Source organism: Marinobacter sp. ELB17 (genome assembly GCF_000169375.1).
Lineage (GTDB): Bacteria > Pseudomonadota > Gammaproteobacteria > Pseudomonadales > Oleiphilaceae > Marinobacter.
This window is the reverse complement of the sequence record NZ_AAXY01000036.1, coordinates 1-24659: the sequence shown is the minus strand read 5'-3', so window position 1 is coordinate 24659 and position 24659 is coordinate 1. Positions and strand designations below refer to the sequence as shown.

Genomic DNA, 24659 nt, shown 5'->3' with positions numbered 1-24659 from the left:
CCCGATGTGCTTACGGAAACAACGGCCGACACCGGGTTTGCGCTTATTATGTCTACCGCTCGTCGTGTGGTGGAGTTGGCCGAGCTCGTTAAGCTGGGCAACTGGGTGGAGCATATCGACAAACCGCTGTATGGTCTTGATGTGCACAGTAAAGTACTGGGCATTATTGGTATGGGGCGCATAGGTGCCGCCGTTGCCAGGCGTGGTGCACTCGGTTTTGGTATGCGCGTGCTTTATTCCAATTCATCGCCTAAACCAGCCCTTGAAAAAGAGCTCGGCGCCCTGCGTTGCGACACGGACGAACTCTTGGCCCAGTCTGATTTCGTTTGTATCACCGTGCCGTTGACGGCCGAAACTCATCACATGATTGGCGCCGACGCGTTTTTGAGGATGAAGTCCTCGTCGATCCTGATCAATATTGCTCGAGGTAAGGTGGTTGATGAGGCTGCTTTGATCGCTGCGCTCAACGAAGGCCAGATTGGTGGCGCTGGTCTCGATGTATTTGAAGAAGAGCCGGTGTCCGCTGAATCTCCTCTCCTGCAGATGCCGAATGTTGTCGCCTTGCCTCATATTGGCTCAGCTACTCACGAAACCCGTGCGGCGATGGCCAAACTCGCCGTTGAGAACCTGATTCTGGCGTTACAAGGTAAATCACCGAGGAACGCGGTCAATGAGCAGGTTCTGTTGGCCAAGTAACATCACAAGGAACTTTGGATGAAGGATCAGCACAGGCGATTGGCTTCAATTCTGAATCTGCATGATTTTGAAAAAGCCGCACGAGGACATCTTCCACGTCCCATCTTCGGTTACATCTCCAGCGCAGCAGAAGATGGCAAGACACTGCACGCCAACCGGAGTGCTTTTGATAATTACTGTTTCCTGCCACGTGCGCTCGTTGATGTCTCGAAGGTCTCACTGCAAACGGAGCTTTTCGGCAAGCAGTATGCAGCGCCCTTTGGTATTGCTCCCATGGGAATCAGTGCCCTTTCGGCCTATCGTGGCGACAAGGTATTGGCTGAGGGGGCGGCTAAAGCCAACATTCCTATGATCATGAGTGGCTCCTCGCTGATTCCCATGGAGGATGTCAGTGGGCCAAATGGCACAGATTGGTTCCAGGCGTATCTACCGGGTGATGAGGAAGGCATCGAAGCACTGCTTGCACGGGTTGAAAAGTCGGGATTCAAGAATCTGGTGATCACGGTTGATTACCCGGTTCCGCCCAATAGTGAGAATCATGTTCGTAGCGGTTTCTCATCACCATTGCGGCCCAGTGTAAGGCTGCTTATAAACGGTTTGCTGCGGCCACGATGGTTATTTGGCACCTTTATTAGAACCTTGATAAATTTCGGAATGCCGCATTTCGAGAACAATTACGCCACGCGTGGCATCTCGGTTATTTCAAAAAACGTCAATCGGGACTTTTCTGGTAGAAGCCACTTGAACTGGGAGTCGCTGGCGTTGGTTCGCAGGCTTTGGCCCGGAAATCTGATTGTCAAAGGCATACTGCACCCTCAGGATGCCCTAAAGGCGGAAGCTGCAGGTGCCGATGGCATTATTGTCTCGAATCATGGTGGGCGTCAGCTCGACGGCACCATTGCACCGATGAATGTATTAAGCGCAATTGTAAAAGCTGTGAGCCTGCCGGTCATGATTGACAGCGGATTTCGGCGTGGGAGCGACGTGCTCAAGGCGCTGGGTCTGGGTGCTAAATTTGTGTTTGTCGGCCGATCCTTCAATTATGCGGCAGCTTATGCCGGCGAGGAAGGGGTTAGTCACGCCGCGAAATTGCTCTCAGCAGAGATCCAGCGAAATATGGCGTTGCTGGGAATAAACAGGGTGGAGGAGATGAATTCTGAGCGAATGTGTTTGAAAGACGGACGGCCTCTTATCGTCTCATCATGAGTTAGTTGCGTATTCTGCAAGTTCTGATCACCCGTACTGGTTTTATCCGATCACCTGACCGACCCATTGCGTTTTCCCCCGGTGCCAGAATAGATGCGTGTTTTCCCAATTGCCGGAGGTGAATAAACGGCCTTAATGACTCTATTAAAACCTTCGCGTTATTTTGCCTTGGCCGGCTTCCTGCCGGCCGGGGTCGTCTTCTTAATGGTCTCATTCGAATACACGGGTTATTCCGCATTCGCAGTGGCGGCTTCGGTGTTGGCCGCGATTGCAGTCGCTATTTTCAGCTTTGGCGTCCGCGCCTCTCGGGTCGTGTTCGTGCTGATCGCGATCGCATTAGTGCTTTGGGCCGCGCTGACGAATACGGGGTGGATGGCAGCGACCGCATTAGCGGCGCAGCGTGGTGCGATGGTGATGGCGTTGTTCACTGCCCTGACGGCGATCCGCAATGCCGCCATAAGCGCGCCGGCAATCGTCGAATGCGGGCGTTTCCTTGCACGGCAGCGTTCGGGGTTGCGCTACACCGCATTGACCATCGGCGGGCATCTGTTCGCGCTGGTTCTGCTTTATGGCTCAATATCGTTGCTGGGGACCTTGGCGACCGAAAGTGCGGCGCGCGAGCCGGACCTTGAAATCCGCAGGCAACGCACCCGCCGCATGATGATTGCGATCCAGCGGGGCTTTGCGTCCACCCTGTGTTGGTCGCCCCTGGGGTTTTCGATGATCATCAGCGTGTCCGTCGTTCCGGGTGCAAGCTGGAGTGCTGCTGCTCTGCCGGGGCTGGTCAGTGCGCTGATGATGCTGGTGATCGGATGGGGTCTGGACGCACTTTACAAGCCGCAAGTGAAATCGAATACACGCCCGCTGGAGACAGAGCGATGGGTGACGCAGTTGCGTCCATTGCTGGTGCTGTTGGGTCTTGTACTGGTTGGCGTCGCGTTGTTGCATATCGTCACGGGAGTCGAGGTGATCGGTGCGGTCATGTCGTTGATTCCCGTCATTGCCATTCTGTGGATCGCAATGCAACAACCCCCGGTTGGTTTGACGCGCAGCGTCAACGTCCGGCAGCGCGCTCTGCTGTTCGTCACGCGCGAGCTGCCCAGTTATCGCGGTGAGATCGTCTTGCTGTTCATGGCCGGCTTTATCGGCAGTTTGGGGGCATTCCTATTGCTGCCGCTGGTGCAGGCACAAGGGCTTGATCTGACAACGATCCCACCCTGGATTATCGTCGCCGCGATGGTTTGGATTATCCCCGTTACCGGGCAGCTGGGCATGAACCCAATCCTTGCCGTTTCGCTGCTGGTGCCCATTCTGCCTTCGCCTGAGGTTATGGGAATTCCCCCTACGGCGATGGTCGTGGCGATCACAGCCGGATGGGCGCTGAGCGGGGCGACCTCACCATTCACCGCTTCCGTCATGCTGGCTGCGTCTTTGGGCGGAGTGTCACCCCTGAGGGCCGGGTTGGGCTGGAACGGGGTGTATGTTCTTGCGGCCGGCGCTGCGCTGACCCTGTGGGCGCTAGCGCTTTTCTATATCCTTTGACCCGAGCGCATCACACTATATGCTGCGACAGCGCTCGACAGCGCTCGACAGCGCTCGACCGCCTCAAGCACGGATATAAACCCAGCCTTCGACTTGTCGCTCGGCCAGGGTGACCACGGCCGCCTCGACCTCAACGAGCCCTCGGGTATTATCAAGCCCTTGGGCAACGAGCGAATTGCGGCACAGTCGCAGCAGCGAGTCGGTCGCGTCAGGAGTGGCCAGGGCGGTTGCGACGGCGGCGCCGTTGGCGATAATCAGCACCTCGGCATCGGGCCGAGCATTTTGAAGGTTAGCGGCGTTACGCCGGGCGCGAGCCAGTGCCTCGGCCGTAGGCGCATGAAGTAGTACGCGAAGGGGTGTCATGGTGATCTCCAGGAGTGATGTCGTGGTCAATGGTGGTCAGTGGTTGCCAATGATTGCTTCGACACGCTGAACCAGCGGCGCGAAGTCGGGGAGGTCACGACGCTCGTCAAGCGGCAGATTGACGCTGAGGGTCTCAACAACCCGAGCGGGCTGACCCGCCTCTTGGTTACCCAGTATCATCACCCGGTCGGCGAGCAGTACCGCCTCTTCTATGTCGTGGGTGACGAAGACAATGGCGGCCTCGGTGCGCTGGCGCAGGGCGATCAGCTCCTGTTGCAATCGCCGGCGGGTGATGGCATCCAGCGATGCGAAAGGCTCGTCCATAAACAGCACTCTGGGCCGCACGGCCAACGCCCGCGCAATGCCAACCCGCTGCTGCTGGCCACCCGACAGCGTATGTGGCCACCGATCGGCGTAGGCATCCAGGCCGACCAACGTCAGCGGCTGCATGGCCCGCTCGCGCCGCTCAGCACGCGACAACCCAAGCCCTTCAAGTCCCAGTTCTACATTGGCGCGCACCCGCCGCCAAGGGAACAGTCGCGAAGCCTGGAAGACCATTGACCAGGCGCGGGTGCCGTCTTCCTTGCCGGCAGGAATGTCTACCTCGCCGGTCTGCGGGGCGAGTAAACCGGCAAGCGCCCGAAGCAGGGTTGACTTGCCCACTCCTGAGGCGCCTACCACTGCCACGAACTCGCGCGGGTAAAGCGCCAGTTCAACACCGGCCAGTACGGTAGTGTGACCAAAACCGAGGCTGAGGTCTCGAGCGTTGAGTACCGGTCCCGTGGAGTTGGCCCGTGCAGTCGTCACGCTGGGGGGCGTGATAGATGTTGTTACAGAGGTCGTCATAGCTATCGTCACGGCTGCCACCTTAACAATCGGCGCTGAATCAGCATGAATAAGAAATCGAACAGCGCATACAGTCCAGCGATGGTCAGCATGTAAACCACCACAATATCGGTGGCCAGAAGACTAGACGCCTCCATCATGCGCTGGCCAATGCCGGGAATACCAAACAACTCGGCGGCGACCACGGTCATCCAGCCCTGGCCGAGGCCAGCGCGCAGGCCGCCCAATATGCCGGGGGCCGCCGCCGGCAGGTTGACCTTGGTGAGGCGGGAAAGGAAGCGCCGCTGGCCGAAGGCCTGAGCCACCTCGTCAAAACTGGGATCAATCGAATGCACCGCACTGTAGCTGGCGAAGTAGTTGATCCAGAACACCCCAATACTGATGATGAACGCAGCCGCCGAAGGATTGATGCCAAACCAGATAATCGCGAAGGGTATCCACGCCAGCGGCGGGATCGGCCGCAGAAGGCGGGCCAGCCAGGCATGCAGCGCATCAAAACGTGGCAGCAGTGCTGCCGCGACGCCAACGGTTATGCCCAAGCTGGAGCCAAGAAGTAACCCCACGCTGTAGTGCACAAGGCTTGAACGCACCACGTCCAGCCAGATACCGTCGATCAGCTCGTACCAGAAAACCTGCGGAATCGAGGATGGTAACGGTACCAGGCTGCCTGGCAGCAGACCGCTGCGCAGTGCCAGTTCCCACAGCAACACGAAGGCAACGAGGCCCGCAGCGCTCAATAGGCTACGCCGAGAACGCGTCATGGTCGGGTTCATTGCGCGGACAGCTCCTTGCTTACCTCGTCGAAGAGTCGCGTGTCGAACAAAGCGTCAAGATCCACTTTTTTGCGCAGGGTGCCTTGGCTCAGTTGGAAGTCGTGCATGCGACGCGTGCCTTCTCGAATGGCGTGAGGGTCGCTGATGTAATTGGATGACGGCGAACCCAGCGCCGCTTCAACGGTGGCCAGGTCGATCAGTCGGCGGCCGACGAACTCGCGCACATGAGGCGCGGCGCGCTTGGGCTCATTCAACAGTATGTCGGTGGCCCGCAAATGAAGTGCCATCAGCTTACGCATCGCCTCGGGGTGTTCCGCCAGGGTAGCCTCACGGGCGGCCAATACGGCGCCCGGCTGGCCCGGCAACATTTCGGCGGCACGCACGACTACGCGTGCGCTAGCATCGCGTTCCTGAACCGTGGTTAGAATAGGTTCCAGAATCGAGGCGGCATCCACCGCACCGGCCAGCAGTACTTGCTGTACGCGGTCGGCGCCCATACCGATAACTTCCACGGCATCCAGGCCAACGCCCAGCTGTTCAATCAGCCAGTAGCGCAGCACGGTGTCCGGCACCGAGCCCCGGGGGAAGGTGGCGATCTTCGGCTTGCGACCCTGCTCCTCGGTGAAACGGGCGATGGCCTGGGCGGCATCGTTGTCCTCGAAGGTCACAGCGAAGTCGCCGCGCGCCACCAGGCCGATCTGCTCCTGAATGCTCGAGGCCAGCACTTTGATCGGTACGCCGTTGGCTCGCGCGACCATAGCCGGACCAATGCCAAAATACATGATATCTAACTCGCCGGAGGCCAGCGCTTGGACCATGGCCGGACCGCTCGAGAAGCGGGTCAGTTCCAGATTCAGGCCCGCTTCCTTGGTCCAGCCCTCGCCCTCCATGACGAACAGCTGCGCGACGGGCAGGATCGGCATGTATCCCACCTCAAGAGTAGTAGTGTGTTCGTCGGCCTGGGTCAGGCCGGAGAAAGCCAGCAGGCCGGCGAACAGGGCTGCTAGGGGAGTGCGAGCTGGCATCACAAGGGGAGCTCCATCAGGAAACATTGATTTTCAGTGTAGCGTCTTTTTATGTATAACTAAATGGAACTTAAGAACCAATCATTATAACCATATTTTTATAGCTTGACCTCCACGGGCGAAACGGATCGAATCAGAACGCCGGGCCGGCGCCACTGCGGAAGGGAAAGGGTAATCGCTGCGAAAGCGATTCGGCCTGTATTGAAACGATAGTGCTCTTATTACTTCGTTTCCAACTTCAAGATGAACTCAGTGTGATTCGTTGCTTTACGATGGAGCAGTGACGACTTCTTTTGTAACGTAGCTTTTGTTTCTAAGTACACGCCCTTAAATCGACCCACTTGCCCTCAGTCGAGCTGCGACACATTTTTTGAAGCCCGTTCCAGGTCCACGTTCCACGGTAGCAGTGCCTCCAGCTTCTCCAACGTGTCAGCGTCGGCAATGCGCGCTAGCACATGCTGGATATAAACCGAGGGCTCTAGACTGTTCGCTTTAGCAGTTTATGCCGAACCCAGAACTATGCCGCATCCCCCATTCGGAAGCCTGTATTCCCCGGACTTGCCGTCAGCCTATTCGGCATAGTTTGATCTCTCTCCCGTCATTCGATGAGGAGTAGAGGACATGACCGCTAATGCATACTTTACGTTACCAAAGGTACTTCGACGACTGCACGAAGGTCCGTTGGGGGATTACGTTGATCTGTATGCCGCACAACTGCTGAGAGAGGGGCATTGCTATCAGAGTGGGACGCGCTGTATCCGAATTGTGGGTGATTTCAGTCAGTGGTTGGCCCGCAAGCATTTCAATATTAATGACGTGGACGAGAGTCTCGTGGGGCAGTACCTTCGTTTCCGGACGCAATACCAACGGCCGTTTTGCAGCGACCGGCCTGCACTTTGCCGACTTCTCGGACTGCTCCGACAGATCGATGCCATCGCGCCACAAACAATTATCCCGCCAAAGCCACTTGAGCAAATCGAACAGGACTTCGAGCATTACCTGTTACGAGAGCGCGGACTTTCTCAAACAACGGCGATTCGACATCGCCCCCCGCTTCGGAAGTTTCTTCAGGAATGCTGTCGCGAGGGAACGGCAAGGTTTCTGAGACTTTCCTCGGAAGACATTGTCCGTTTTATAGCCGACCACGCTCATGACCATTCCCCCCGAACAGCAAGATCCATGTGCTGGACGCTGCGCGCATTCACTCGTTATTTGGTGTACAGGGGGTCTATCGTTGACGATCTCGCCGCCGCTGTTCGCTGTTCCCAGTGTGCGGAGCTGGCGATTCGGACCACTGCCTGATCATCTTCCACCTCCCAAGATCCAGCGTGTGCTCGATGGCTGTGACCGGACAACTGCGATTGGGAAACGAGACTATGCAGTGCTACTTTTGCTGGCACGCCTCGGATTGAGGGCCAACGAGGTTGCCACACTGGCGCTGGAAGACATCGACTGGCACTCGGGCTGACTGTACGGGGTAAGGGCCGTCAACTCGCCGTTATGCCCCTCTTGTCCGAGGTCGGCATTGCGCTGGCCGATTACCTGCAGCACGGACGATGGACGACCGACAGTCGCCGGGTATTCATCCGTTCACTCGCTCCACACCGAGGATTCACGTCATCGCGCAGTATCTCGATGATCGCTGTCTCTGCGCTGGAGCGGGCCGGAGTAGATGTGCCTCGTAAAGGTACCCACATTTTTCGCTACAGCCTTGCAACTCAGCTGTTAGGTGCCGGCGCTTCGTTGACGGAGATTGGCCAGGTTCTTCGGCACCAGAATCACGACACGACGCGTCTTTACGCCAAGGTGGATATTAACGCTCTTCGTAAACTCGGGCTGCCGTGGCCGGTAGGTGTTCAATGAGCACCTTGCGGACAGCGCTGCGAGACTATCTCTCGCGACAACGGGGCTTGGGATACAAGTATGTTCATCAGGAACGCACACTGACGAGCTTCACCCTGTTTATGGAACAGCGCAAGACTGCTTTCATTACGACCAAGTTGGCGCTTGAATGGGCAACACAATCGCCCGGGAGACACGCCAGTTGGGCCATACATCTTGCCGATGTGCGCGGCTTTGCCCGGTGTCTGCGCAATAGCGAGCCGCGTACAGAGATTCCTCCAACAGGACTCATCCCGCGTTCTGGACGAATTCGCCCCTACCTCTACTCCGATACGGAAATTCAAACACTGCTGACAGCTGCATTGGCGCTGCCCCCCGAGCAAGCGCTTCGACGGTGGACATACCACTGTCTGTTTGGGCTCTTGGCGGTCACGGGTCTACGAATTGGCGAGGCACTGGCGCTGAGGCGTGATGATGTAGACATTGAAGAGGGTATCCTCACGATTCGTGGGGCCAAATTCGGCAAGTCACGCTGGGTGACAATACATCCGAGTACCCGACAGGTTCTATTGGATTATGCGCATCGACGGGATGTGCATCTCACCACGCCCCACAGCCCGTATTTTCTCGTTGCGGAGCGTGGTGGTCAGTTGCTACCGCAGTATGTCTATCGGGTTTTTTGGGCTCTGTCGCGCCAGACCGGACTCCGGGCTGCGACCGCTCACACAGGTCCGAGGCTGCACGACTTTCGTCATCGATTTGCGGTGGCCACGTTGCTCGACGGGTACCGGGCCGGGAAGGATGTGGACAACCTGATGCCTGTGCTGTCGACGTATCTCGGTCATACGTGCATTCGTGACACCTATTGGTATCTGTCAGCTTGCCCCGAGCTCATGGAACACGCCACGCGCCGACTTGAGAAACACTGGGAGGCATTGCCATGAACACTCCCACTCTACCGGCTCTGCTGGAACGCTTCTTTATCGATCGGCTTATGCGTCAGCGACACGTCAGCGCGAACACCATAGCGTCCTATCGCGACACCTTCCGGCTGCCGCTGGTATTTACCCAAAAACAATTGGGCAAGCCGCCGTCATCTCTCAACCTAGAAGATATCGATGCGACGCTTGTCAGCGCCTTTCTCGAGGATCTGGAAGTCAATCGTTCGATTAGCGCCCGGACCCGAAACCTGAGGCTGACTGCCATTCGATCTTTCTTCCGTTTTGTGTCCTACGAAGAGCCCGCACACAGTGCACAAATCCAGCGAGTACTGGCAGTGCCCGATAAACGTCAGGACAGGAGGATAGTGCATTTTCTGGCGAGACCAGAGATTGAGGCGCTACTGGCGGCACCGGATCAATCAACGTGGATCGGTCGTCGGGATCATACGTTACTGCTGCTTGCTGTACAGACAGGTTTACGACTTTCCGAACTCACAGGTCTTGATCGCGCTTCGGTTGTGCTGGGCAGCGGTGCCCACGTTCATTGTCTGGGTAAGGGCCGGAAGGAGCGGTGCACACCTCTTACACGCACTGTCTCAAGGGCAATCCAGGAATGGTTAAAGGAACCGGCCAGGTGTGACAGCAAGGCATTGTTCTCGACAAGACAAGGCCGGCGACTGAGCGCCGACGCGGTCCAGTACCTTGTTGCAAACTATGCGGATATCACGCGGCAGCATTGCCCTTCACTAAAACAGAAGCGGATTACCCCGCATGTCCTGAGGCACAGCGCGGCAATGGAGCTGCTTCAAGCGGGGGTAGACTGTTCAGTTATAGCATTGTGGCTGGGGCATGAGTCGGTTGAGACCACCCAGGTTTACCTTCATGCTCATATGGCTCTGAAGGAAGCTGCGCTGGCAAAAATAGATCCATTAGGGCATGCCGGAATAAAGCGCTATCAGCCCGGAGATGAACTGCTCGCGTTCCTGAATAACTTGTAGCTGATCGCAAACTATGCCGAACCGGCACCGTTAGTGAAAGACCCAAAATGGCGTGGTGTCGGCTTATTTACGCAAACGACAAAGCCAGTTCGGCATAGTTCTGGGTTCGGCATAAACCGCGCTATGCCGCATGCGGCATAGCGCGGTCTCGACCAGGGAATAACACGTGGCACTGGCGCGGGCGCCCCGTGAGGTGTCCGCAAACAGCCACGCTTTTCGATTATGGAAGTGTTTCCATAATCGAAATTATCCGAGGTTGTGAGTTATGGAAGGTTTCTCAAAGAAGTCGTTTAAAATCGCTTCCTTTTCACTGCCGTAATCCACTCCCTGCACTGAATTGCCTTTCAGAATAATCGGTGCTGTCGTGGTGACTCCACCCTGATCAGGAAGGAGAGTCACCATGATTGCGTCTGTTCATTCATTGTCGCCACTGGCATGCCAATGGTTCGCCGATTCACCGCTCAGCACGAGTGCCTATGCGTATCTTTGTTACCTCCATAAGCGTGGTTATGCGGCAGGGATCATCAAGGAATATTTCAATGGTATTGAGCATTTAGCGCACTGGTTGAAGGCACAGGAAGCCGATCTTACCGGTATCGGTGACCACCCACGAATATGTCGAAGCGGATTTGGCGATGAAGAACCGGGCATTGAAAATGCCTCCCCGCTCCGCCCCAAGCATCGGCGCGATACCGCCCGTCGGACAGTGTTTTACAGTTTTGCAGAGCTTATAGTTATGTAAGATTCAGAGGATCAACTCACCTTGGTGCAGTACAGGGCAGATGCTGCTAAGTACTTCAACTGCAAAACAAATCAGTATCTATCCTGACCGACTTTAAAATGCCTGATGAGCACATCCTTACATAACTAAGGACCGAGGATAATTGCGACCGAGAGCGAACGGACGGATGGCGTTTTCGGCCAGTACGTTGCTGATCTGTAGGTCGCCCCGTTCGCAGTAACCCACCAAGGTGGGCCACTGGTTCAACGTATAATCCATCGCGGTTCGTGTCAGGGTGCCCTTTGCGACTTTGCCAGCGTTGGCCTCCAGCCAGGTCTTCAGTGTTTTCAGTCTGGGTACACTCAGTTCCTGACGAATGCGGTAACGCTCGGCCACACTCAACGCTTTGATCTTGCGTTCGATGGCGTAAAGCTTGTTGATGTGGCTCAGAGCCACATCGGCTTTGGACACGTTCGTGGGTTTGCCTTTACCTTGAGGCTTGGCCGCTTTGGTGGCTTCCACGAACTTACGTCGGGCGTGATCCTTATGCGGAGCTCCGCATAAGGATCATTATCCCAAGTCGATTTTTATGTGGAGTATAATGAGGGATCGCAGGGCTTATGGGCGCTGTACAGCTTTGTTTCTCGGGATAAAATACCTGTCAACATTCCATGGTGCAGGTCTCAGATGCAGCTCCGATTCGAGACATCCCTTTCAGGCGAAGCCTATGTGGCAACTCAAGGGTGGCGCATGGCGAGATTGCCAAGTTGCCCGCTACATCCGCAAGGTGGCTGTTCCTTTTCTCGACACGGCACATACTCCCGGGTAACGCCTACTGGTACACGGATACCTCGCTGGTACTGCCCGAAGGGCCATCGCACGTTCAGCCTTTTGCCAGATTGTCTGGCCTCTCGTCTGCCCGGCACGCTCGTGGCATTGGAACGGGTTGTTCTGCATGCCGAGTACGCCAGCAGTGTCGAAGCTGCGGCGAATACGCTGCGTCCCGATGATATCTCCTTACCCAGTGCCGCTCGATGGATCCGCCTCCGGACTTATCTGGTACGAGGCGCATTGGTCGGTGCTTTGCAGGCCGCACCGGTATTGTTTCGCGACTGCCAGCCAAGTCTCACGTCATTCCAAGGGAGACTACGGGGAACCGGTGTTTTGATGGCGCTGCGTACCACGCTCGCCGTTTATCTGCCAAGGTTACCCGCGCCCTTAGGGTTCGCCCCACGAAGCCCGCACTTAAAACGCATCCAACACAACTCTGGGGCAGACCCGCCCAGGGACTGGTATTAATGTTGTCACCGGAGCATTAAGGCAACTGCCGGAGATGAACGGTGCACAGCAAGCAAGTGGTACCCGATTTCGAGACCCAATTAGCCAAGGTTCAGGGCGTATGGCGAGACAACCGCAGCCTCAAGCGGGCTTCGATTGATCAGTATCTCTACTGGATACGCCGTTTTCACCATTACTGCATGGCTGAAGCCCTAAGTCCCAATGAGCAACTGACGCAGGTCGGCGTAACCGTCTTTGCCCAGTGGTACGCACGACAACGGCGGGTCGATACGGAGTGTGCTAGCCAGAGAGCGCAGTCTGCCTTGCGGGCCTGGGCATTTGGATTAAGCGCCTTAGGCGTTGAGGTCCCTCCGTGGCAAGCCAGGATGAACGGTACTTTTCAACCCGAGCCCCAACTAAAGGCTTTTGCCGAACATTTACGCCAACACCGCGGTAACCCGGAAGGGACCATTAAGAAGAAACTGGCCCATATACGTTATTTTTTGGCCTTTATGGGTGCCCGGCATCGGTCGTTGCAAGACCTTTTGCTAACGGATATCGATGCATTTCTGATGGCGTGCAGTAAGCGCTATGCCCGCACGACCACAGCTGACATTGGCTGTAGCCTGCGCCGCTATTTGCGCTTTCTGCTGACCACCGGACAGTTACCCAATGATCTTGCGTCATTCGTCGTAACCCCTGTTATACGCCGCTACGAGCAGCCACTGCGGGCGCTACCGTGGGCGGATGTCCTCCGCATCCTGTCAGCCATTGATCGCAAGACGCCCGTCGGGTTGCGCGACTATACGGTACTCTTGTTGATGAGCTGTTACGGCTTGGGGGCTGGCGAGGTGATCCGTCTGACGCTCGACGATATCGGTTGGCAAGCCGCCACCTTGCATGTCGTACGACCAAAGACCGGTGTTGCCTTCGCACTGCCACTGTTGCCGGCACTTGCCCGCGCATTGGTCAGCTACCTTAAGCGTGGGCGGCCCCGTCGGACACCAACACGACATTTATTCCTGTCAATGAGAGCACCCCATTACCCCTTGAGCGCGTCTTCAGCGGTACGGCATATGCTCGTTGGGTACGCCCGGACTGCTGGCGTTACGGCCGCGTACTTGGGTAGCCATGTACTGCGCCATACACATGCATGCCGGCAGATGGAGCTAGAGACCTCACCCAAGGTAATAAGCGACATTCTCGGTCATCGATCACCAGCGTCGCTTTCCGCCTATCTGCGCATTGACACCAAGCACTTACGCCAACTGCCTCTGCCGGTTCCCAAATGACGCTTATCTGCGCGGCCGAACTCGCCGAAGACATCGTCCATTTTGTCGCTTTCAAGCGTGCGATGGGGCATTCATACCAACGCAGTGAGCTTGCGCTGAAGAGCTTTCAGCGCGCTGTCGAGCATCGGGCCGGTTTACATGCCAAGGTGCCTTTCGACGCTGTATTGCATGAGTGGTTATCGCGTAACCCACATCGGCAGCCGGTCAGCGTGGGGCTGGAGTTTGGTGTCATCCGCCAACTCTGCCTGTATCGCCGCCGTCGGGATCCGGCCAGCTTTGTGCCCGAACAGGACTGGGCACCCATAAAGGCGTCGACCTTTCTACCGTATATTTTCACCCAGGACCAGATCGTCCATCTCATCACCGCAGCCAGCGCTCATGATACCCGACATCTCTGTGCCGGCATGCTGCGAATGTTGTTGCTGATACTCTATTGTACCGGCCTGCGACTTGGGGAGGCCGCCCGATTGCAGCTGTCCGATATCGATCTGGAACAGCGGTGCTTTCTTGTCCGGGAGAGCAAAGGAAGGTCCCGGATTGTACCGTTTCTTGATGATCTGGCCCACGAGTTAAACGATTGTCTGCGGCTACGCCGGCGCATTCTGGAAGCAATAGCAACCGCTGATCCCGGAGCACTTTTGCTGCGCAATAGCGGCCAAGCGCTACCGGTGAAGGCCGCGTCAGAGGCCATTCGTCGGCTGCTTCGTCGGGAAGGACTCAAGCCTGCCAGAGGTCGGACAGGACCGCGACCCTATGAGTTCCGACATGCCTTCGCCGTCCACCGGTTGACCGCCTGGTATCACGAGGGCGTTGATATCCATGCCCGGCTGCCTTGGCTCTCCGCCTATATGGGGCATGTCGACGTGCTCGGCACGCAAGTGTATCTGAGGGCTACGCCGGAACTGATGCGCTTGGCCAGTGAACGTTTCGCCCGACACTGGCACCACGTCGATAAAACGTCATGAGCAGAGCGCCCGAAGATCCGCTATTGGCTTGCGTTGAGAGCTTCTTCCGCGACTATTTACAGCGATTGCGAGGTGCCAGCGCGCACACCGTGCGCGCGTATCGAGATACCCTACGACTGCTTTTCATTTACCTCGCGGACACCAAGGACAGCACCGTTGCCAACCTGCGACTGAACGATCTGCACGTCGATGCGGTGGCCGCCTTTTTGACCCAGTTGGAATCGGATCGTGCCAACTCGATTGCGACGCGTAACTGCCGACGCGCAGCGATTCGCAGTTTCTGCAAGCATCTGATCCGCGTTGACCTTCCACATGCCGAGCAGTATCAGAGGATTTTGGCCTTGCCTGCGAAGAAGTGCCAGCAAAACCTGGCAACCTATCTGGAAGCGGCGGAGGTACATGCCATCCTTGACCAGCCTGACTGTCGTACCGTGCTCGGCCAACGGGATTATGGGTTATTGCTGTTTCTTTATAATACGGGCGCACGCATCAGCGAGGCCCTGACCGTTTGTTGTGCAGACCTGCATCTGACACCACCCCGGCAGGTTCGCCTCCACGGCAAGGGCAAAAAGGATCGGCTCTGCCCGCTGTGGCGCGATACTGCTCAGGCACTTCTGCGCCTGCCTACTGTACGCGATGGCGCGCCAGGGGCATTTGTCTTTGTGAATCGACAGGGCCAGCCATTGACGCGCGACGGCGCGGCCTATCTGCTTCAAAAATATGTAGTAGCCGCGATCCCGACAGCCCCTACCTTACAGCGCCGAAAAATCACCCCGCATGTGCTTCGCCACAGTTGCGCGGTCGCACTGTTGCAGTCTGGTGTCGACGTTACCGTCATCCGCGATTATCTCGGTCACGCCAGTATCGCCACCACCAGTCGCTATCTCACCACCAACTTACAGATGAAACGAGAAGCACTCGAAGCCTTTTGGAAACGCGCCGGTATCGAACCGACAAATGCAAAGCCGTGGCAGCCAAGCGCTGACTTGCTCGCCTTCTTGGCGTCGCTGTAGAAGTTGGTAATTTTATCCCGTCAAAAGACCGCCCCACGGCCGCATGAACACTGGGATTCTCAGGCTACACTCCGGATAAAAATCGACTTGGGATAATGATCCCAACAGCCGATCCGGGTGATGCCGTTATTCCGACACACCTTGCCATAACCCGAGTAGCCATCGGCTTGCAGGATGCCCTTAAAGTCGTCGAGCAGACGCACCGGCACTTTGCCCGCCCGTGAGGGATCGTATTCAAACAGGACCGACGGTTGCCCTGGTGGGCCACCGCGGGTGAGCCACATCCATTTATCAGACTGCGCCGTTTTACCGTCTTCTTTTAGAACGTACATTCGGGATTCATCGGCTTGCAGGTAGTCACTGCTGTTTTGCACTTCGCGCATCAGATTGATGAGCGGTTTGAACACGTCATCCAGGCGGATAACCCAGTGTGCCATGCTGGTGCGGCTGATCTCATGGCCCAGGCGTTTGAGCATGTGTTCCAAACGATACAGAGGCAGGCCATCGGCGTATTTTGAGGTGATGATGTACGCCAGCAGCGAGGTGGTGGCCGTGCACTTGCCCAGCGGATGAACCGGGCGGGTGGCGGCCAGGATGCGCTCTTCACCATCCTGCTCGAACACGGCTTTTTCCTGCCAGTATTCCAGAACTTTAAGTTGGGCCGGGATGAACTGCAGCTCTTCTTTGACCTTGGTAAAAAAGGTCTTGCTGGCGCCCACTTTTTCTTCGTCGCTGAGGGTCAGTTCGATGCGCTCGCGCAGCAGTGTATCCGAGAAGCCACGCTGCCGACGTTTACGGGAGGCCGGCGGTGCCTCTTCCTCTGCAACATCGTCTGGTAACTGATCGCGCAGGGCATCAATCTCAACTTCCAGCTCGGCTTCGTCAAACAGATGAATCTGGTGTGCGGACTTCTCACTGCTGGCGCCGAACTGCTGAATCCGTTTCCAGCGCAGCAGTTCTTCGAGAATTTGGATGTAGTGATCGCGCTGTTGGATTTCAGCGCTCTTGGCGGCCAGTTCCTGCTGAAGACCTTCGACAGCCGACCGTAAGTCAGCGGCTGAAAGGCCGCTGACATCGGGTGTTTTTGAAGGTGCTTTAGGCTTTAATTTCATGGCTAAATTATAACAAAAACAACGCCCTAAAGCACCAAAAAAGAGTTAATTAACCGCCTCATAATTCAGTGTTTTGTGTCCTTTTAACAAGGCAATATCGTAGCCGTCCAGCAACCAGTTGATTTGCTCGCCCGTCAGTGGCATCAGCTCATCCGAGGCCTTCGGCCATTTGAATTTCTCCTCCGCCAACGATTTGTAATAGAGCACAAAACCGTTGTCTTCCCACATCAGGCACTTGATCTTATTTCGATGCCGGTTGGTGAAGGCATAAAGCGCTCCGGTAAACGGATTATGACCCAGTTCCTGTTCGACCAAGACCGCCAGACCCTGGGCCTGCTTGCGGAAATCAACGGGTGCCCGGTACAGATAAATCTCTGGCAACGACAAAGACGGGCGTAAATATCGGTGGCGCATCACAGCTGTCTCAAAACAGCGCCGAGCAACTCGATGTTACCGGCGTGCAAACCGGTGATCGAGACACCACCAGGAAGTGACACGGTCAGGCCATCGGCTCCGCCGATGCCAGCGCCAGGAGCAGAAACGACCCGAGCGAACCCGGTGGCCGCTTGCTCTTGCTCCAGGGAGTCTTCAGTCAAAACCAGCTTCTGGCGCCAGTACACAAATTGATGGTAAACCAGCGATTGCTGCTTACAGTAAGCGCTGCCGGACACGCCGGTGGCCTGCCAGTCAGTGATATGCTGTTGCCAGACATGTGCTCGTTCGGTTGGGGTCATGCTGATTCCTCATGGAATGGGTGAGGAAGTCAGTGTGTGCAATTGGCGAGTTGGAATGTAGGTGCTGATTTATTGGCGCTTACTTTTCTGTTGCAGTTCCGCGAACTGGCGATTATTACAGGCGGCAAAGATGCCACCGGGCTTCAGATCGCAGTGAATATCATACTGCTCGACAAAACGACGAATAATGCGGCCACCTTCAAAGGCCAAGCGGCCCATCTCTGCACCCACTTCTTTACCGTAGTGCTTCTCAATAAAATCAACATCGCGGCTATAGCTGTTGACGATTTGTCCACCATTGCGGCCAGACGCGCCAAAGCCAATTCGGCTACCCTCCAGTACGACCACCTTGTAGCCACTTTCGGCAAGGTGCAGAGCAGTGGACATACCGGTATAGCCGGCACCAATAACGCAGATATCTGCTTTGATATTTTCCTGCAGTGCTGGCCGCATCCCTTTGTCGTTGGCGGAAGCAGCGTAAAAGGAATTTGCATGAGACGTTGTTGGCACAGTGTCGCTCCCGAGATCATGTTGAATTATTGGATTAGCTGCAGACATGCTGGCTCGCTGGCCACTGTTTGCGTTTACAGGTCCAACAACATTACGAGTTCGCGATTAGTACCTATATACCTCCCAAGGTATATTTTGATGAGCGTAAGGAAATAGTGAACGCCCATTCCAAGGCGCCCTGCCACGCCATTGAATTCCACAGTAACCACACATTTCTCAACACGAGTTCAGCTGGCATAAGCGTCTGACCAAGGAATCGGTTGCTGATTCGGCTGTCTTTGGTGGGTTGTTGGATACGATGAGCCGGCTTCAGAGCCAGCCATGAATCGCCGTGGTGCGGAATCGTCGGTCCGACCCATCCGTGCCCGGTGGTGTGAGGACGGTGTAGCAAACTCCCCCTACTACTCGATGTGCGCCAAGCAAGGGGAGCTAATGGCTGGACGGCAAGGGTGTCCGCCGCGCTGCTGCGCCCTCAAAGCGGGCGGTTGAGCAGCACATCGCTGTCACTTTGCATTTGAAGGACGTCCCAAGATATAGGACAGGATCGAACTAATCCGATTTTCATTGAGTCTCAATTCTGGGATATCTTCTTGCTGCGGCTCACCTGCAAGGCCGCAACAATGATCCCTATCGAAGCAACGCCGATAATGATCGCCGCTAGCGCGTTCACATCCGGGCTTACCCCCAGTCGGACTTTAGAAAAGATCACCATCGGCAGGGTTGAAGCACCTGGGCCAGAGACAAAGCTGGCAACCACCAGATCGTCCAGGCTAAGGGTAAAGGCCAGCAGCCAGCCAGACATCAATGCCGGGGCAATGACCGGCAGTGTTACGTCGAAGAACACCCGAACCGGGTGTGCTCCAAGGTCCAGCGCTGCCTCTTCTATCGACAAATCCATATCTACCAATCGCGATTGTATAATCACCGCCGCATAGGCCGCTCCAAAGGTCGAGTGCGCGATAATAATCGTCATAATTCCACGTTGGCCGGGCCAACCAAGAATGCTCTCCATCGCAACAAACATCAGCAGCAACGCCAGCCCGATAATAACTTCGGGCATAACCAGCGGTGCGGTGATCATCATGCTCAACAGCGTTTTAGTGCGAAAGCGCCTGAACCGGACCAACACGAAAGACGCCACCGTGCCAATCACCACCGACAGAGTCGCGCTGGCCAGGGCGACACGCAGACTGACCCAAGCCGCATCCAGGATTTGTGGATCACGGAACAGCTCGCCATACCATTTGGTCGAAAACCCGCCCCAAACGGTCACCAGGCGGCTCTCGTTAAAGCTGAAAACCACCAGTGACAGGATGGGCGCGTAAAGGAACACGAAACCCAGAACACCGAAGATCATAAGAGACCGGGAAGGACGTTTCATCGGCTTTCTCCTTCGCCCGCTGATTGAGCCCAGCGCAGCAGCATGATGGGAATCACCAGCACAAACAGCATGACAATGGCCACCGACGAGGCGACGGGCCAATCCCGGTTTGAGAAGAACTCGTTCCAAAGTACCTGGCCGATCATCAGCGTATCCGGCCCGCCCAGAAGCGCCGGAATAACAAACTCGCCGACGGCGGGAATGAACACCAGCATGCAGCCCGCAATAATCCCACTCAGCGACAGCGGCACGGTGACGGTAAAAAACGTAGTGACCGGGAGCGCGCCCAAATCGGAAGATGCCTCAAGATACGCTTCGTCCAGTTTCACTAAATTGGCGTAAAGCGGCAGAATCATAAACGGCAGATAGGTATAAACAATGCCAACATAGACTGCAAAATCGGTCTGTAGCATCACCAGCGGCTCGTCGATGATGCCAATACTCATCAGCAGGTTGTTGATAACCCCATTGCCTTTGAGAAACCCGATCCACGCGTAAACGCGCAGCAGGAAAGATGTCCAGAAAGGGAGCACAACCAGCATCAGCAGCAGGTTACGCTGATCAGGAGGCGAGCGCGCAATCAGGTAGGCCATCGGATACCCGATCAACAGGGCAATGAGTGTCGCAACGCCGGCAATCTTGACCGACCCCAGATAGGCTGCAAGGTAGAGAGGGTCTTCTAACAGAAACAAATAGTTATTGAAGTTAAGATTTACCCTGAAAAACCCGTCAATCCACTCCACGATTGGCAGATAGGGCGGCCGGGCAATGGCAGCCTCGGAAAACGAAATTTTCGCGACCACCAGGAACGGTATCAGGAAAAAAACCAGAAGCCAGACGGTCGGGATAGCGATAACCAAGAGGCGTCCCTTCAGGCCCATTCGGCCCAGCAGCGACCCGATGCGCGATCCCAACGGCAGGCTGCTCATGACGTCACCACAATCCCGGCGTTACCCGCCCAGCCCAGATTCACCCGGTCGCCGTAATTCAGAGAACTCTCTTCAGACCGAAAAAGGTTGGATTGGTTGACGCGCACGCGTTTCCCGCTGTCCAGGCGTATCTGGTAAACCGACGAATCGCCCATATAGGCAATCTCATCGATGGTGCCGCTCAGCTTGTTGCGCAAGTCGCCCAGGTCGCCCTTGCTGATCTGCATTTTTTCCGGTCGCACCGCAACGGCGACCTTTTGGCCAATAACACCGGCGATGCTGTGGGGTACGTAAATCCCCAATCCGGCTTCGGGGCAGGCCACAACAACGTGGCTCTCGCCATCTTCGGCAATACGGCCCTCAAAGATATTCACCGAACCAATAAAGTCTGCAACGAACCGGTTCTGCGGATACTCGTATATCTCGCGGGGGGTTCCGACCTGGACAATCTTGCCCGCGGTCATAACGCCGATCCGGCTGGACAAGGTCATCGCCTCTTGCTGATCATGGGTAACAACCACGAAAGTGACACCCAGGCTTTCCTGAATCTTGATCAATTCGAACTGGGTCTCTTCGCGCAGTTTCTTGTCCAGCGCACCCAGCGGTTCGTCCAGCAGCAGCAGCTTGGGCTTTTTCACCAGCGCGCGAGCGAGCGCGACCCGCTGGCGCTGCCCGCCAGACAGTTGATGTGGTTTGCGGGCGGCGAACGCACCCATCTGCACCAGCGACAACATGTCTGTAACGCGCGTAGCAATCTCTGCCCTGGGCAAACCGTCGCGTTTCAGCCCGTACGCGATGTTTTTTTCCACCGTCATGTGCGGAAACAACGCGTAGGATTGAAACATCATGTTGGTGGGTCGTTTGTAAGGCGGAATGCCGGCCTGGTCCTGACCGTCGATAATGATCTGGCCGGAGGTAAGGTCTTCAAATCCGGACAACATCCGCAGTAACGTAGACTTACCGCAACCCGATCCGCCCAGAAGACAAAAAATCTCGCCCTTGTAGATTTCCAGCGACACGTTGTTGACTGACGTGAACGCGCCGAATTTCTTGGTCACATTATTGATTTTTAAAAAAGGTACAGCGTTTGGATCTGTCCAGGGTTTTAAACCTGTAACTGCAATAGCTTCGGACATGATGATTCCCCATTTCCCCAAAAGAACCGATCTTGGAAAACGACTGCCGCGCGAAGCGAATCCGCGCGGCAGTGCATAGGCTTACATGCCGGTCTTGATCGTGGTCCAGGCGCGGGTCAGTGCTCGGTCATAGCGCGCTGTGTGCGGCTTGGAAACGAACATTTTCTTTTTAATGTCCTGAGGAGGGTAAATGCCGGGATCATTAGCCACGTCTTCGTTCACGAATTCCGTCGCAGCGGTATTCGGGTTACCGAAGTAGACGTAGTTGGTGATGTCTGCGGCAACTTTTGGCTCGAGGATGTAGTCAATAAACTTTAACGCGTTTTCAGGATTGGGTGCATCGTCCGGGATTGCCAGCATGTCGAAACCGATCACAGCGCCCTCTCTGGGGATCGTGTAAGCGATATTGATGCCTTGCCCTGCCTCGGAGGCACGATCACGCGCTTGCAATATGTCACCGGAATAACCAACGGTTATGCAGATATCACCATTGGCCAAATCGTTGATGTATTGCGACGAATGGAAATAGCGGATGTGCGGGCGCACGCCCATCATCAGCTCACTGCCCTTTTCCAGATCGGCTCTATCTTCGGAGTGCGGATCCAGCCCCAGATAATTCAGCGCCGACGACATCACTTCGGTCGGGGAGTCCATTATCACAACGCCGCAATCAGCCAGCTTGGCCACGGTATCGGGGTCAAACAACATGTCCCAGCTGCCAATCTTGTCGGCATCGATGCGCTCTTTGATCATATCAATGTTATAGCCGATCCCGACCGAGAACATCATGTAAGGCACGCCATAGGTGTTGCCGGGGTCATTCGCCTCGATGATTTTGAGAATGTCGGGGTCAAGATTGCCGTAGTTCTTCAGTTTGCTCTTGTCGATCTTCGCATAAAGGCCAGCCTGCGCCTGGCGGGCGAGAAACTCGATAGACGGAACCACCACATCGTAACCGCTGGAACCCGTCAGCATCTTGGCTTCCAATACTTCGTTGCTGTCGAACACGTCGTAATTAACCGTGATGCCGGTTCTTGCCTCGAAATTTTCAATCGTGTCGGGAGCCACGTAATCAGACCAGTGATATACGTTCAGCTCACCTTCGGCACAAGCTACGCCAGTGGTCAGCGCCAGCGCGCTAAAGATCAGTGTTTTTTTTAGCATGGTGTTCTCCTAAAGAATTTTTATATTTTACTGTTACTTTATTAGATGCCGATTTTGTCGCGCACCCCGTACCACCAGGAACCCATTACCGAATACGGAACGCGGAGCATGCGGCCACCGGGGAACGGATACCATGGTACCTTGGCAAACACGTCGAACCGAGTCAGGTCGCCGTGGATGGCCTCGGCCAGGATGCGCCCGAAGGTGTGCGACCCGGTAACGCCATGGCCGCTGTAGCCGTGGGCGAAATAGGTGTTACCGCCGATGCGGCCCATCTGGGGGACGCGGCTGAACGAGAGGGCGAAATTACCGCTCCACGCGTAGTCGATCTTGACCCCTTTAAGCTGTGGAAAGACCTTGTCCATGTTGCGCTGCAACTTGGCTTTGATGTCACTGGGATCCGCGCCACCGTAAACCGTGCCGCCGCCAAACAACATGCGGTTGTCGCCGGACAAGCGATAGTAATCGAGGATGTAGCGGATATCCTCGACGCAGGCATCTGTCGGTATCAATTCCCGCGCACGCGCCTCACCCAAAGGCTCGGTTGCCATCACCTGCGTTGACACCGGCATCACTCGCGACGTTAGCGTTGGCACCACGTGGCCCAAGTACGCATTACCGCACAGAACCAGCGTCTTGCAGGTCATGGTGCCTTTGGCCGTTTTGATAACTGGCTGAGCCGCCGCTTGATCAACGTCGATCACCGGCGACATCTCATAGATGATTCCCCCGTTTTGCTCAAACGCCGCTGCCTCGCCCAAGGCCAGGTTCAACGGGTGCATATGGCCGCCGGAATGGTCGATCAACCCGCCCGCGTAGAGGTCGGAATTCACGTGTTCGCGCAATTGGTTCTTGTCCAGCATCTCTTGATTCTTGAGGCCGTAACTGGCCCAAAGCTTCATCCGCTCTTCCAGTTCGCCCATATGGGCGCTGGTCAAACCGGTAAAGATGTTTTTTTCCTTCAGATCGCATTTGATGTCGTAGGTGCTGATCCGCTCGCGGATAATCTCGCCACCTTCTTGCACCAGACCGGCGACGAATGTGGCCGTGTCTTGCCCGTAGCGTTTCTTGATCGTCTGCAGGCTGGCGTTCAGCCCGTTGACGATCTGCCCCCCATTGCGCCCCGAAGCGCCCCATCCAACCCGCGCACCCTCAATAATGGCGACCTTGTAGCCTTTTTCCGCAAGGTAAAGCCCCGTCGAGAGCCCGGTATATCCGGCGCCGACGATGCAGACGTCTATTTGATGATCACCGGTCAGTTGCGCCCGTTCTGGCGCGGCATTAGCCGAGGCGGCGTAGTAACTTGCGGCGTGGCTGCCGTCACCGGCATAGGAGTCATTCTGAGAGTGCATCACACGATCTCCAGGTAGCTGTCATATTCAAACTTGGTCACGTAGCGGGCAAATTTACGCAATTCCTGCATCTTGCATTCGACCAACATGGTTTGCAGCCGTTTGGAGAAGATGGTCGGCACATCGGCACCCTTGCGAAAGGCGTCGATGGCGGTTGCCCAGTCCAGCGGCAAATTGTCGAGGTTCATCGAATACGCATTGCCGGTGATGGGTGCCGCCGGCTGCATCTCGTTTTCGATGCCGAGCAGCGCCCCGCCCAGAATGCTGGCCAGCACCAGATAGGGGTTGGCATCGGCGCCCGCGACGCGATGCTCTATACGCCGCGCTATGGGATCACCGCCGGGAATACGGATGGCCGCGGTTCGGTTCTCATAGCCCCAAGAGACGCTTGTCGGCGCGTGAGCGCCGGGCAGCAGGCGGCGATACGAATTTTCGTGCGGTGCAAATGTCAGCGTGTTTTGCTGCATCGTGGCCAACAACCCGGCCACCGCGTTCAACAACAGGGGCGTGCCTTCGTCGCCGCCGTTGTCGAACACGTTTATCCCGTTTTCATCAATCAATGAGAAATGCGTGTGAAACCCGCTGCCAGACAGGTCGCCATAAGGTTTCGCCATGAAGGTAGCCGCAAGCCCGTGCTTGCGGGCAATGCCGCGCACGAGACGCTTGAACAGCACGGCATCGTCAGCGGCGCGCAGAGGGTCCGCAACGTGGTGCATGTTGATCTCAAACTGGCCCGCCCCGTTTTCCGAAATCGCAGCATCGGCAGGAATGCCCTGCAATTCGCAGCATCGTAAACGTCGTTCAGAAATTCATCGAAATGCTGCAATTCGTCCAGCGACA

The 24659-nt window shown here is 56.2% G+C and carries 24 protein-coding genes and 3 pseudogenes; 11 read left to right on the top strand and 16 right to left on the bottom strand.

All coding sequences use genetic code 11. The annotated features are described in order from the left end of the window. From MELB17_RS21090 to MELB17_RS21080, 3 genes are all read left to right on the top strand, one after another. Positions 1-696, top strand: a 696-nt coding sequence (locus MELB17_RS21090; RefSeq protein WP_007352380.1) for a 2-hydroxyacid dehydrogenase, incomplete at its 5' end; no start/stop codon positions are given. An 18-nt stretch (positions 697-714) separates the two neighbouring features. Beyond that, positions 715-1902 (top strand): alpha-hydroxy acid oxidase, encoded by a 1188-nt coding sequence (locus MELB17_RS21085; RefSeq protein WP_007352379.1) that lies wholly within the window; start codon positions 715-717, stop codon positions 1900-1902. A gap of 135 nt (positions 1903-2037) precedes the next feature. After that, positions 2038-3444 carry a hypothetical protein gene (locus tag MELB17_RS21080; protein WP_007352378.1) on the top strand — a complete coding sequence of 469 codons (1407 nt, stop codon included), beginning with the start codon at positions 2038-2040 and terminating at the stop codon, positions 3442-3444. A 63-nt stretch (positions 3445-3507) separates the two neighbouring features. Here MELB17_RS21080 and MELB17_RS21075 read toward each other — a convergent pair whose 3' ends face one another. The 5 genes and pseudogenes from MELB17_RS21075 to MELB17_RS26595 form a co-directional block, all read right to left on the bottom strand. Beyond that, positions 3508-3807, bottom strand: a complete 300-nt coding sequence (locus MELB17_RS21075) for a hypothetical protein (RefSeq protein ID WP_007352377.1) — start codon at positions 3805-3807, stop codon at positions 3508-3510. 36 nt (positions 3808-3843) lie between these two features. Further along, positions 3844-4665: an ABC transporter ATP-binding protein gene (locus tag MELB17_RS21070; RefSeq protein WP_198136533.1), complete on the bottom strand. Its 822-nt coding sequence runs from the start codon at positions 4663-4665 to the stop codon at positions 3844-3846. Beyond that, positions 4662-5426 carry an ABC transporter permease gene (locus MELB17_RS21065; RefSeq protein WP_007352375.1) on the bottom strand — a complete coding sequence of 255 codons (765 nt, stop codon included), beginning with the start codon at positions 5424-5426 and terminating at the stop codon, positions 4662-4664. The genes MELB17_RS21070 and MELB17_RS21065 overlap by 4 nt, the downstream gene beginning before the upstream one ends. Beyond that, entirely contained in the window at positions 5423-6451 is a 1029-nt protein-coding gene (locus tag MELB17_RS21060) for an ABC transporter substrate-binding protein (RefSeq protein WP_007352374.1), read from the bottom strand. Before MELB17_RS21060 ends, MELB17_RS21065 begins: the two co-directional genes overlap by 4 nt. Positions 6452-6798: 347 nt before the next feature. Then, positions 6799-6951, bottom strand: a pseudogene (locus MELB17_RS26595) (transposase domain-containing protein); the annotation flags it as partial. Between the two features lie 121 nt (positions 6952-7072). Between MELB17_RS26595 and MELB17_RS26590 the strand changes: the two are divergent. The 5 genes from MELB17_RS26590 to MELB17_RS21035 all read left to right on the top strand — a co-directional run bounded on the left by MELB17_RS26590 (position 7073) and on the right by MELB17_RS21035 (position 10974). Beyond that, positions 7073-7753, top strand: a complete 681-nt coding sequence (locus MELB17_RS26590; RefSeq protein ID WP_083796453.1) for a site-specific integrase — start codon at positions 7073-7075, stop codon at positions 7751-7753. A gap of 105 nt (positions 7754-7858) precedes the next feature. Further along, positions 7859-8314 carry a tyrosine-type recombinase/integrase gene (locus tag MELB17_RS24175; RefSeq protein WP_319795894.1) on the top strand — a complete coding sequence of 152 codons (456 nt, stop codon included), beginning with the start codon at positions 7859-7861 and terminating at the stop codon, positions 8312-8314. Then, complete coding sequence (locus MELB17_RS21045) at positions 8311-9237, top strand: tyrosine-type recombinase/integrase (RefSeq protein WP_007352370.1); 927 nt, start codon at positions 8311-8313, stop codon at positions 9235-9237. The genes MELB17_RS24175 and MELB17_RS21045 overlap by 4 nt, the downstream gene beginning before the upstream one ends. Beyond that, a complete protein-coding gene (locus tag MELB17_RS21040) occupies positions 9234-10232 on the top strand; it encodes a tyrosine-type recombinase/integrase (protein ID WP_007352369.1) in 999 nt (332 codons plus the stop codon). The genes MELB17_RS21045 and MELB17_RS21040 overlap by 4 nt, the downstream gene beginning before the upstream one ends. A gap of 400 nt (positions 10233-10632) precedes the next feature. Then, positions 10633-10974, top strand: a complete 342-nt coding sequence (locus MELB17_RS21035) for a hypothetical protein (protein ID WP_007350236.1) — start codon at positions 10633-10635, stop codon at positions 10972-10974. Between the two features lie 144 nt (positions 10975-11118). On the opposite strand, the pseudogene MELB17_RS21030 reads toward MELB17_RS21035, so the two are convergent. Continuing rightward, positions 11119-11496, bottom strand: a pseudogene (locus MELB17_RS21030) (IS66 family transposase); the annotation flags it as partial. 797 nt (positions 11497-12293) lie between these two features. On the opposite strand from MELB17_RS21030, the gene MELB17_RS21025 reads away from it, so the two are divergent. The 3 genes from MELB17_RS21025 to MELB17_RS21015 are packed head-to-tail and all read left to right on the top strand — an operon-like array spanning position 12294 to position 15501. After that, entirely contained in the window at positions 12294-13523 is a 1230-nt protein-coding gene (locus MELB17_RS21025) for a tyrosine-type recombinase/integrase (RefSeq protein ID WP_007351423.1), read from the top strand. After that, positions 13520-14488: a tyrosine-type recombinase/integrase gene (locus MELB17_RS21020; protein WP_007351422.1), complete on the top strand. Its 969-nt coding sequence runs from the start codon at positions 13520-13522 to the stop codon at positions 14486-14488. The genes MELB17_RS21025 and MELB17_RS21020 overlap by 4 nt, the downstream gene beginning before the upstream one ends. Beyond that, complete coding sequence (locus MELB17_RS21015) at positions 14485-15501, top strand: site-specific integrase (protein ID WP_007352366.1); 1017 nt, start codon at positions 14485-14487, stop codon at positions 15499-15501. Before MELB17_RS21020 ends, MELB17_RS21015 begins: the two co-directional genes overlap by 4 nt. A 95-nt stretch (positions 15502-15596) precedes the next feature. On the opposite strand, the pseudogene tnpC reads toward MELB17_RS21015, so the two are convergent. The 10 genes and pseudogenes from tnpC to MELB17_RS20965 all read right to left on the bottom strand — a co-directional run. Then, positions 15597-16613: pseudogene (gene tnpC / locus MELB17_RS21010) on the bottom strand (IS66 family transposase); the annotation flags it as partial. Between the two features lie 45 nt (positions 16614-16658). Further along, a complete protein-coding gene (gene tnpB, locus MELB17_RS21005; RefSeq protein ID WP_007351418.1) occupies positions 16659-17027 on the bottom strand; it encodes an IS66 family insertion sequence element accessory protein TnpB in 369 nt (122 codons plus the stop codon). Further along, positions 17027-17347 carry an IS66 family insertion sequence element accessory protein TnpA gene (gene tnpA / locus MELB17_RS21000; protein WP_007352365.1) on the bottom strand — a complete coding sequence of 107 codons (321 nt, stop codon included), beginning with the start codon at positions 17345-17347 and terminating at the stop codon, positions 17027-17029. Before tnpA ends, tnpB begins: the two co-directional genes overlap by 1 nt. A 69-nt stretch (positions 17348-17416) precedes the next feature. Further along, positions 17417-17857 carry an NAD(P)/FAD-dependent oxidoreductase gene (locus tag MELB17_RS20995; protein WP_007352364.1) on the bottom strand — a complete coding sequence of 147 codons (441 nt, stop codon included), beginning with the start codon at positions 17855-17857 and terminating at the stop codon, positions 17417-17419. Positions 17858-18428: 571 nt separating this feature from the next. Beyond that, positions 18429-19238 (bottom strand): ABC transporter permease subunit, encoded by an 810-nt coding sequence (locus MELB17_RS20990; protein WP_007352363.1) that lies wholly within the window; start codon positions 19236-19238, stop codon positions 18429-18431. After that, on the bottom strand, positions 19235-20167 hold the full coding sequence (locus MELB17_RS20985) for an ABC transporter permease subunit (protein WP_007352362.1): 933 nt from the start codon (positions 20165-20167) through the stop codon (positions 19235-19237). The genes MELB17_RS20990 and MELB17_RS20985 overlap by 4 nt, the downstream gene beginning before the upstream one ends. Further along, on the bottom strand, positions 20164-21303 hold the full coding sequence (locus MELB17_RS20980; RefSeq protein WP_007352361.1) for an ABC transporter ATP-binding protein: 1140 nt from the start codon (positions 21301-21303) through the stop codon (positions 20164-20166). The genes MELB17_RS20985 and MELB17_RS20980 overlap by 4 nt, the downstream gene beginning before the upstream one ends. Before the next feature lie 81 nt (positions 21304-21384). Continuing rightward, on the bottom strand, positions 21385-22467 hold the full coding sequence (locus MELB17_RS20975) for a polyamine ABC transporter substrate-binding protein (RefSeq protein WP_007352360.1): 1083 nt from the start codon (positions 22465-22467) through the stop codon (positions 21385-21387). Between the two features lie 41 nt (positions 22468-22508). Then, positions 22509-23819 carry an NAD(P)/FAD-dependent oxidoreductase gene (locus MELB17_RS20970; RefSeq protein WP_007352359.1) on the bottom strand — a complete coding sequence of 437 codons (1311 nt, stop codon included), beginning with the start codon at positions 23817-23819 and terminating at the stop codon, positions 22509-22511. After that, positions 23819-24598, bottom strand: a complete 780-nt coding sequence (locus MELB17_RS20965; protein ID WP_007352358.1) for a glutamine synthetase family protein — start codon at positions 24596-24598, stop codon at positions 23819-23821. The genes MELB17_RS20970 and MELB17_RS20965 overlap by 1 nt, the downstream gene beginning before the upstream one ends. Positions 24599-24659: the final 61 nt, after the last annotated feature.

Coding starts and splice junctions, on each gene's coding strand:
- MELB17_RS21085 (WP_007352379.1), top strand. CDS start 715: ATGAAGGATCAGCACAGGCGATTGGCTTCAATTCTGAATCTGCATGAT.
- MELB17_RS21080 (WP_007352378.1), top strand. CDS start 2,038: ATGACTCTATTAAAACCTTCGCGTTATTTTGCCTTGGCCGGCTTCCTG.
- MELB17_RS21075 (WP_007352377.1), bottom strand. CDS start 3,807: ATGACACCCCTTCGCGTACTACTTCATGCGCCTACGGCCGAGGCACTG.
- MELB17_RS21065 (WP_007352375.1), bottom strand. CDS start 5,426: ATGAACCCGACCATGACGCGTTCTCGGCGTAGCCTATTGAGCGCTGCG.
- MELB17_RS21060 (WP_007352374.1), bottom strand. CDS start 6,451: ATGCCAGCTCGCACTCCCCTAGCAGCCCTGTTCGCCGGCCTGCTGGCT.
- MELB17_RS26590 (WP_083796453.1), top strand. CDS start 7,073: ATGACCGCTAATGCATACTTTACGTTACCAAAGGTACTTCGACGACTG.
- MELB17_RS21045 (WP_007352370.1), top strand. CDS start 8,311: ATGAGCACCTTGCGGACAGCGCTGCGAGACTATCTCTCGCGACAACGG.
- MELB17_RS21040 (WP_007352369.1), top strand. CDS start 9,234: ATGAACACTCCCACTCTACCGGCTCTGCTGGAACGCTTCTTTATCGAT.
- MELB17_RS21035 (WP_007350236.1), top strand. CDS start 10,633: ATGATTGCGTCTGTTCATTCATTGTCGCCACTGGCATGCCAATGGTTC.
- MELB17_RS21020 (WP_007351422.1), top strand. CDS start 13,520: ATGACGCTTATCTGCGCGGCCGAACTCGCCGAAGACATCGTCCATTTT.
- MELB17_RS21015 (WP_007352366.1), top strand. CDS start 14,485: ATGAGCAGAGCGCCCGAAGATCCGCTATTGGCTTGCGTTGAGAGCTTC.
- tnpB (WP_007351418.1), bottom strand. CDS start 17,027: ATGCGCCACCGATATTTACGCCCGTCTTTGTCGTTGCCAGAGATTTAT.
- tnpA (WP_007352365.1), bottom strand. CDS start 17,347: ATGACCCCAACCGAACGAGCACATGTCTGGCAACAGCATATCACTGAC.
- MELB17_RS20990 (WP_007352363.1), bottom strand. CDS start 19,238: ATGAAACGTCCTTCCCGGTCTCTTATGATCTTCGGTGTTCTGGGTTTC.
- MELB17_RS20985 (WP_007352362.1), bottom strand. CDS start 20,167: ATGAGCAGCCTGCCGTTGGGATCGCGCATCGGGTCGCTGCTGGGCCGA.
- MELB17_RS20980 (WP_007352361.1), bottom strand. CDS start 21,303: ATGTCCGAAGCTATTGCAGTTACAGGTTTAAAACCCTGGACAGATCCA.
- MELB17_RS20975 (WP_007352360.1), bottom strand. CDS start 22,467: ATGCTAAAAAAAACACTGATCTTTAGCGCGCTGGCGCTGACCACTGGC.
- MELB17_RS20970 (WP_007352359.1), bottom strand. CDS start 23,819: ATGCACTCTCAGAATGACTCCTATGCCGGTGACGGCAGCCACGCCGCA.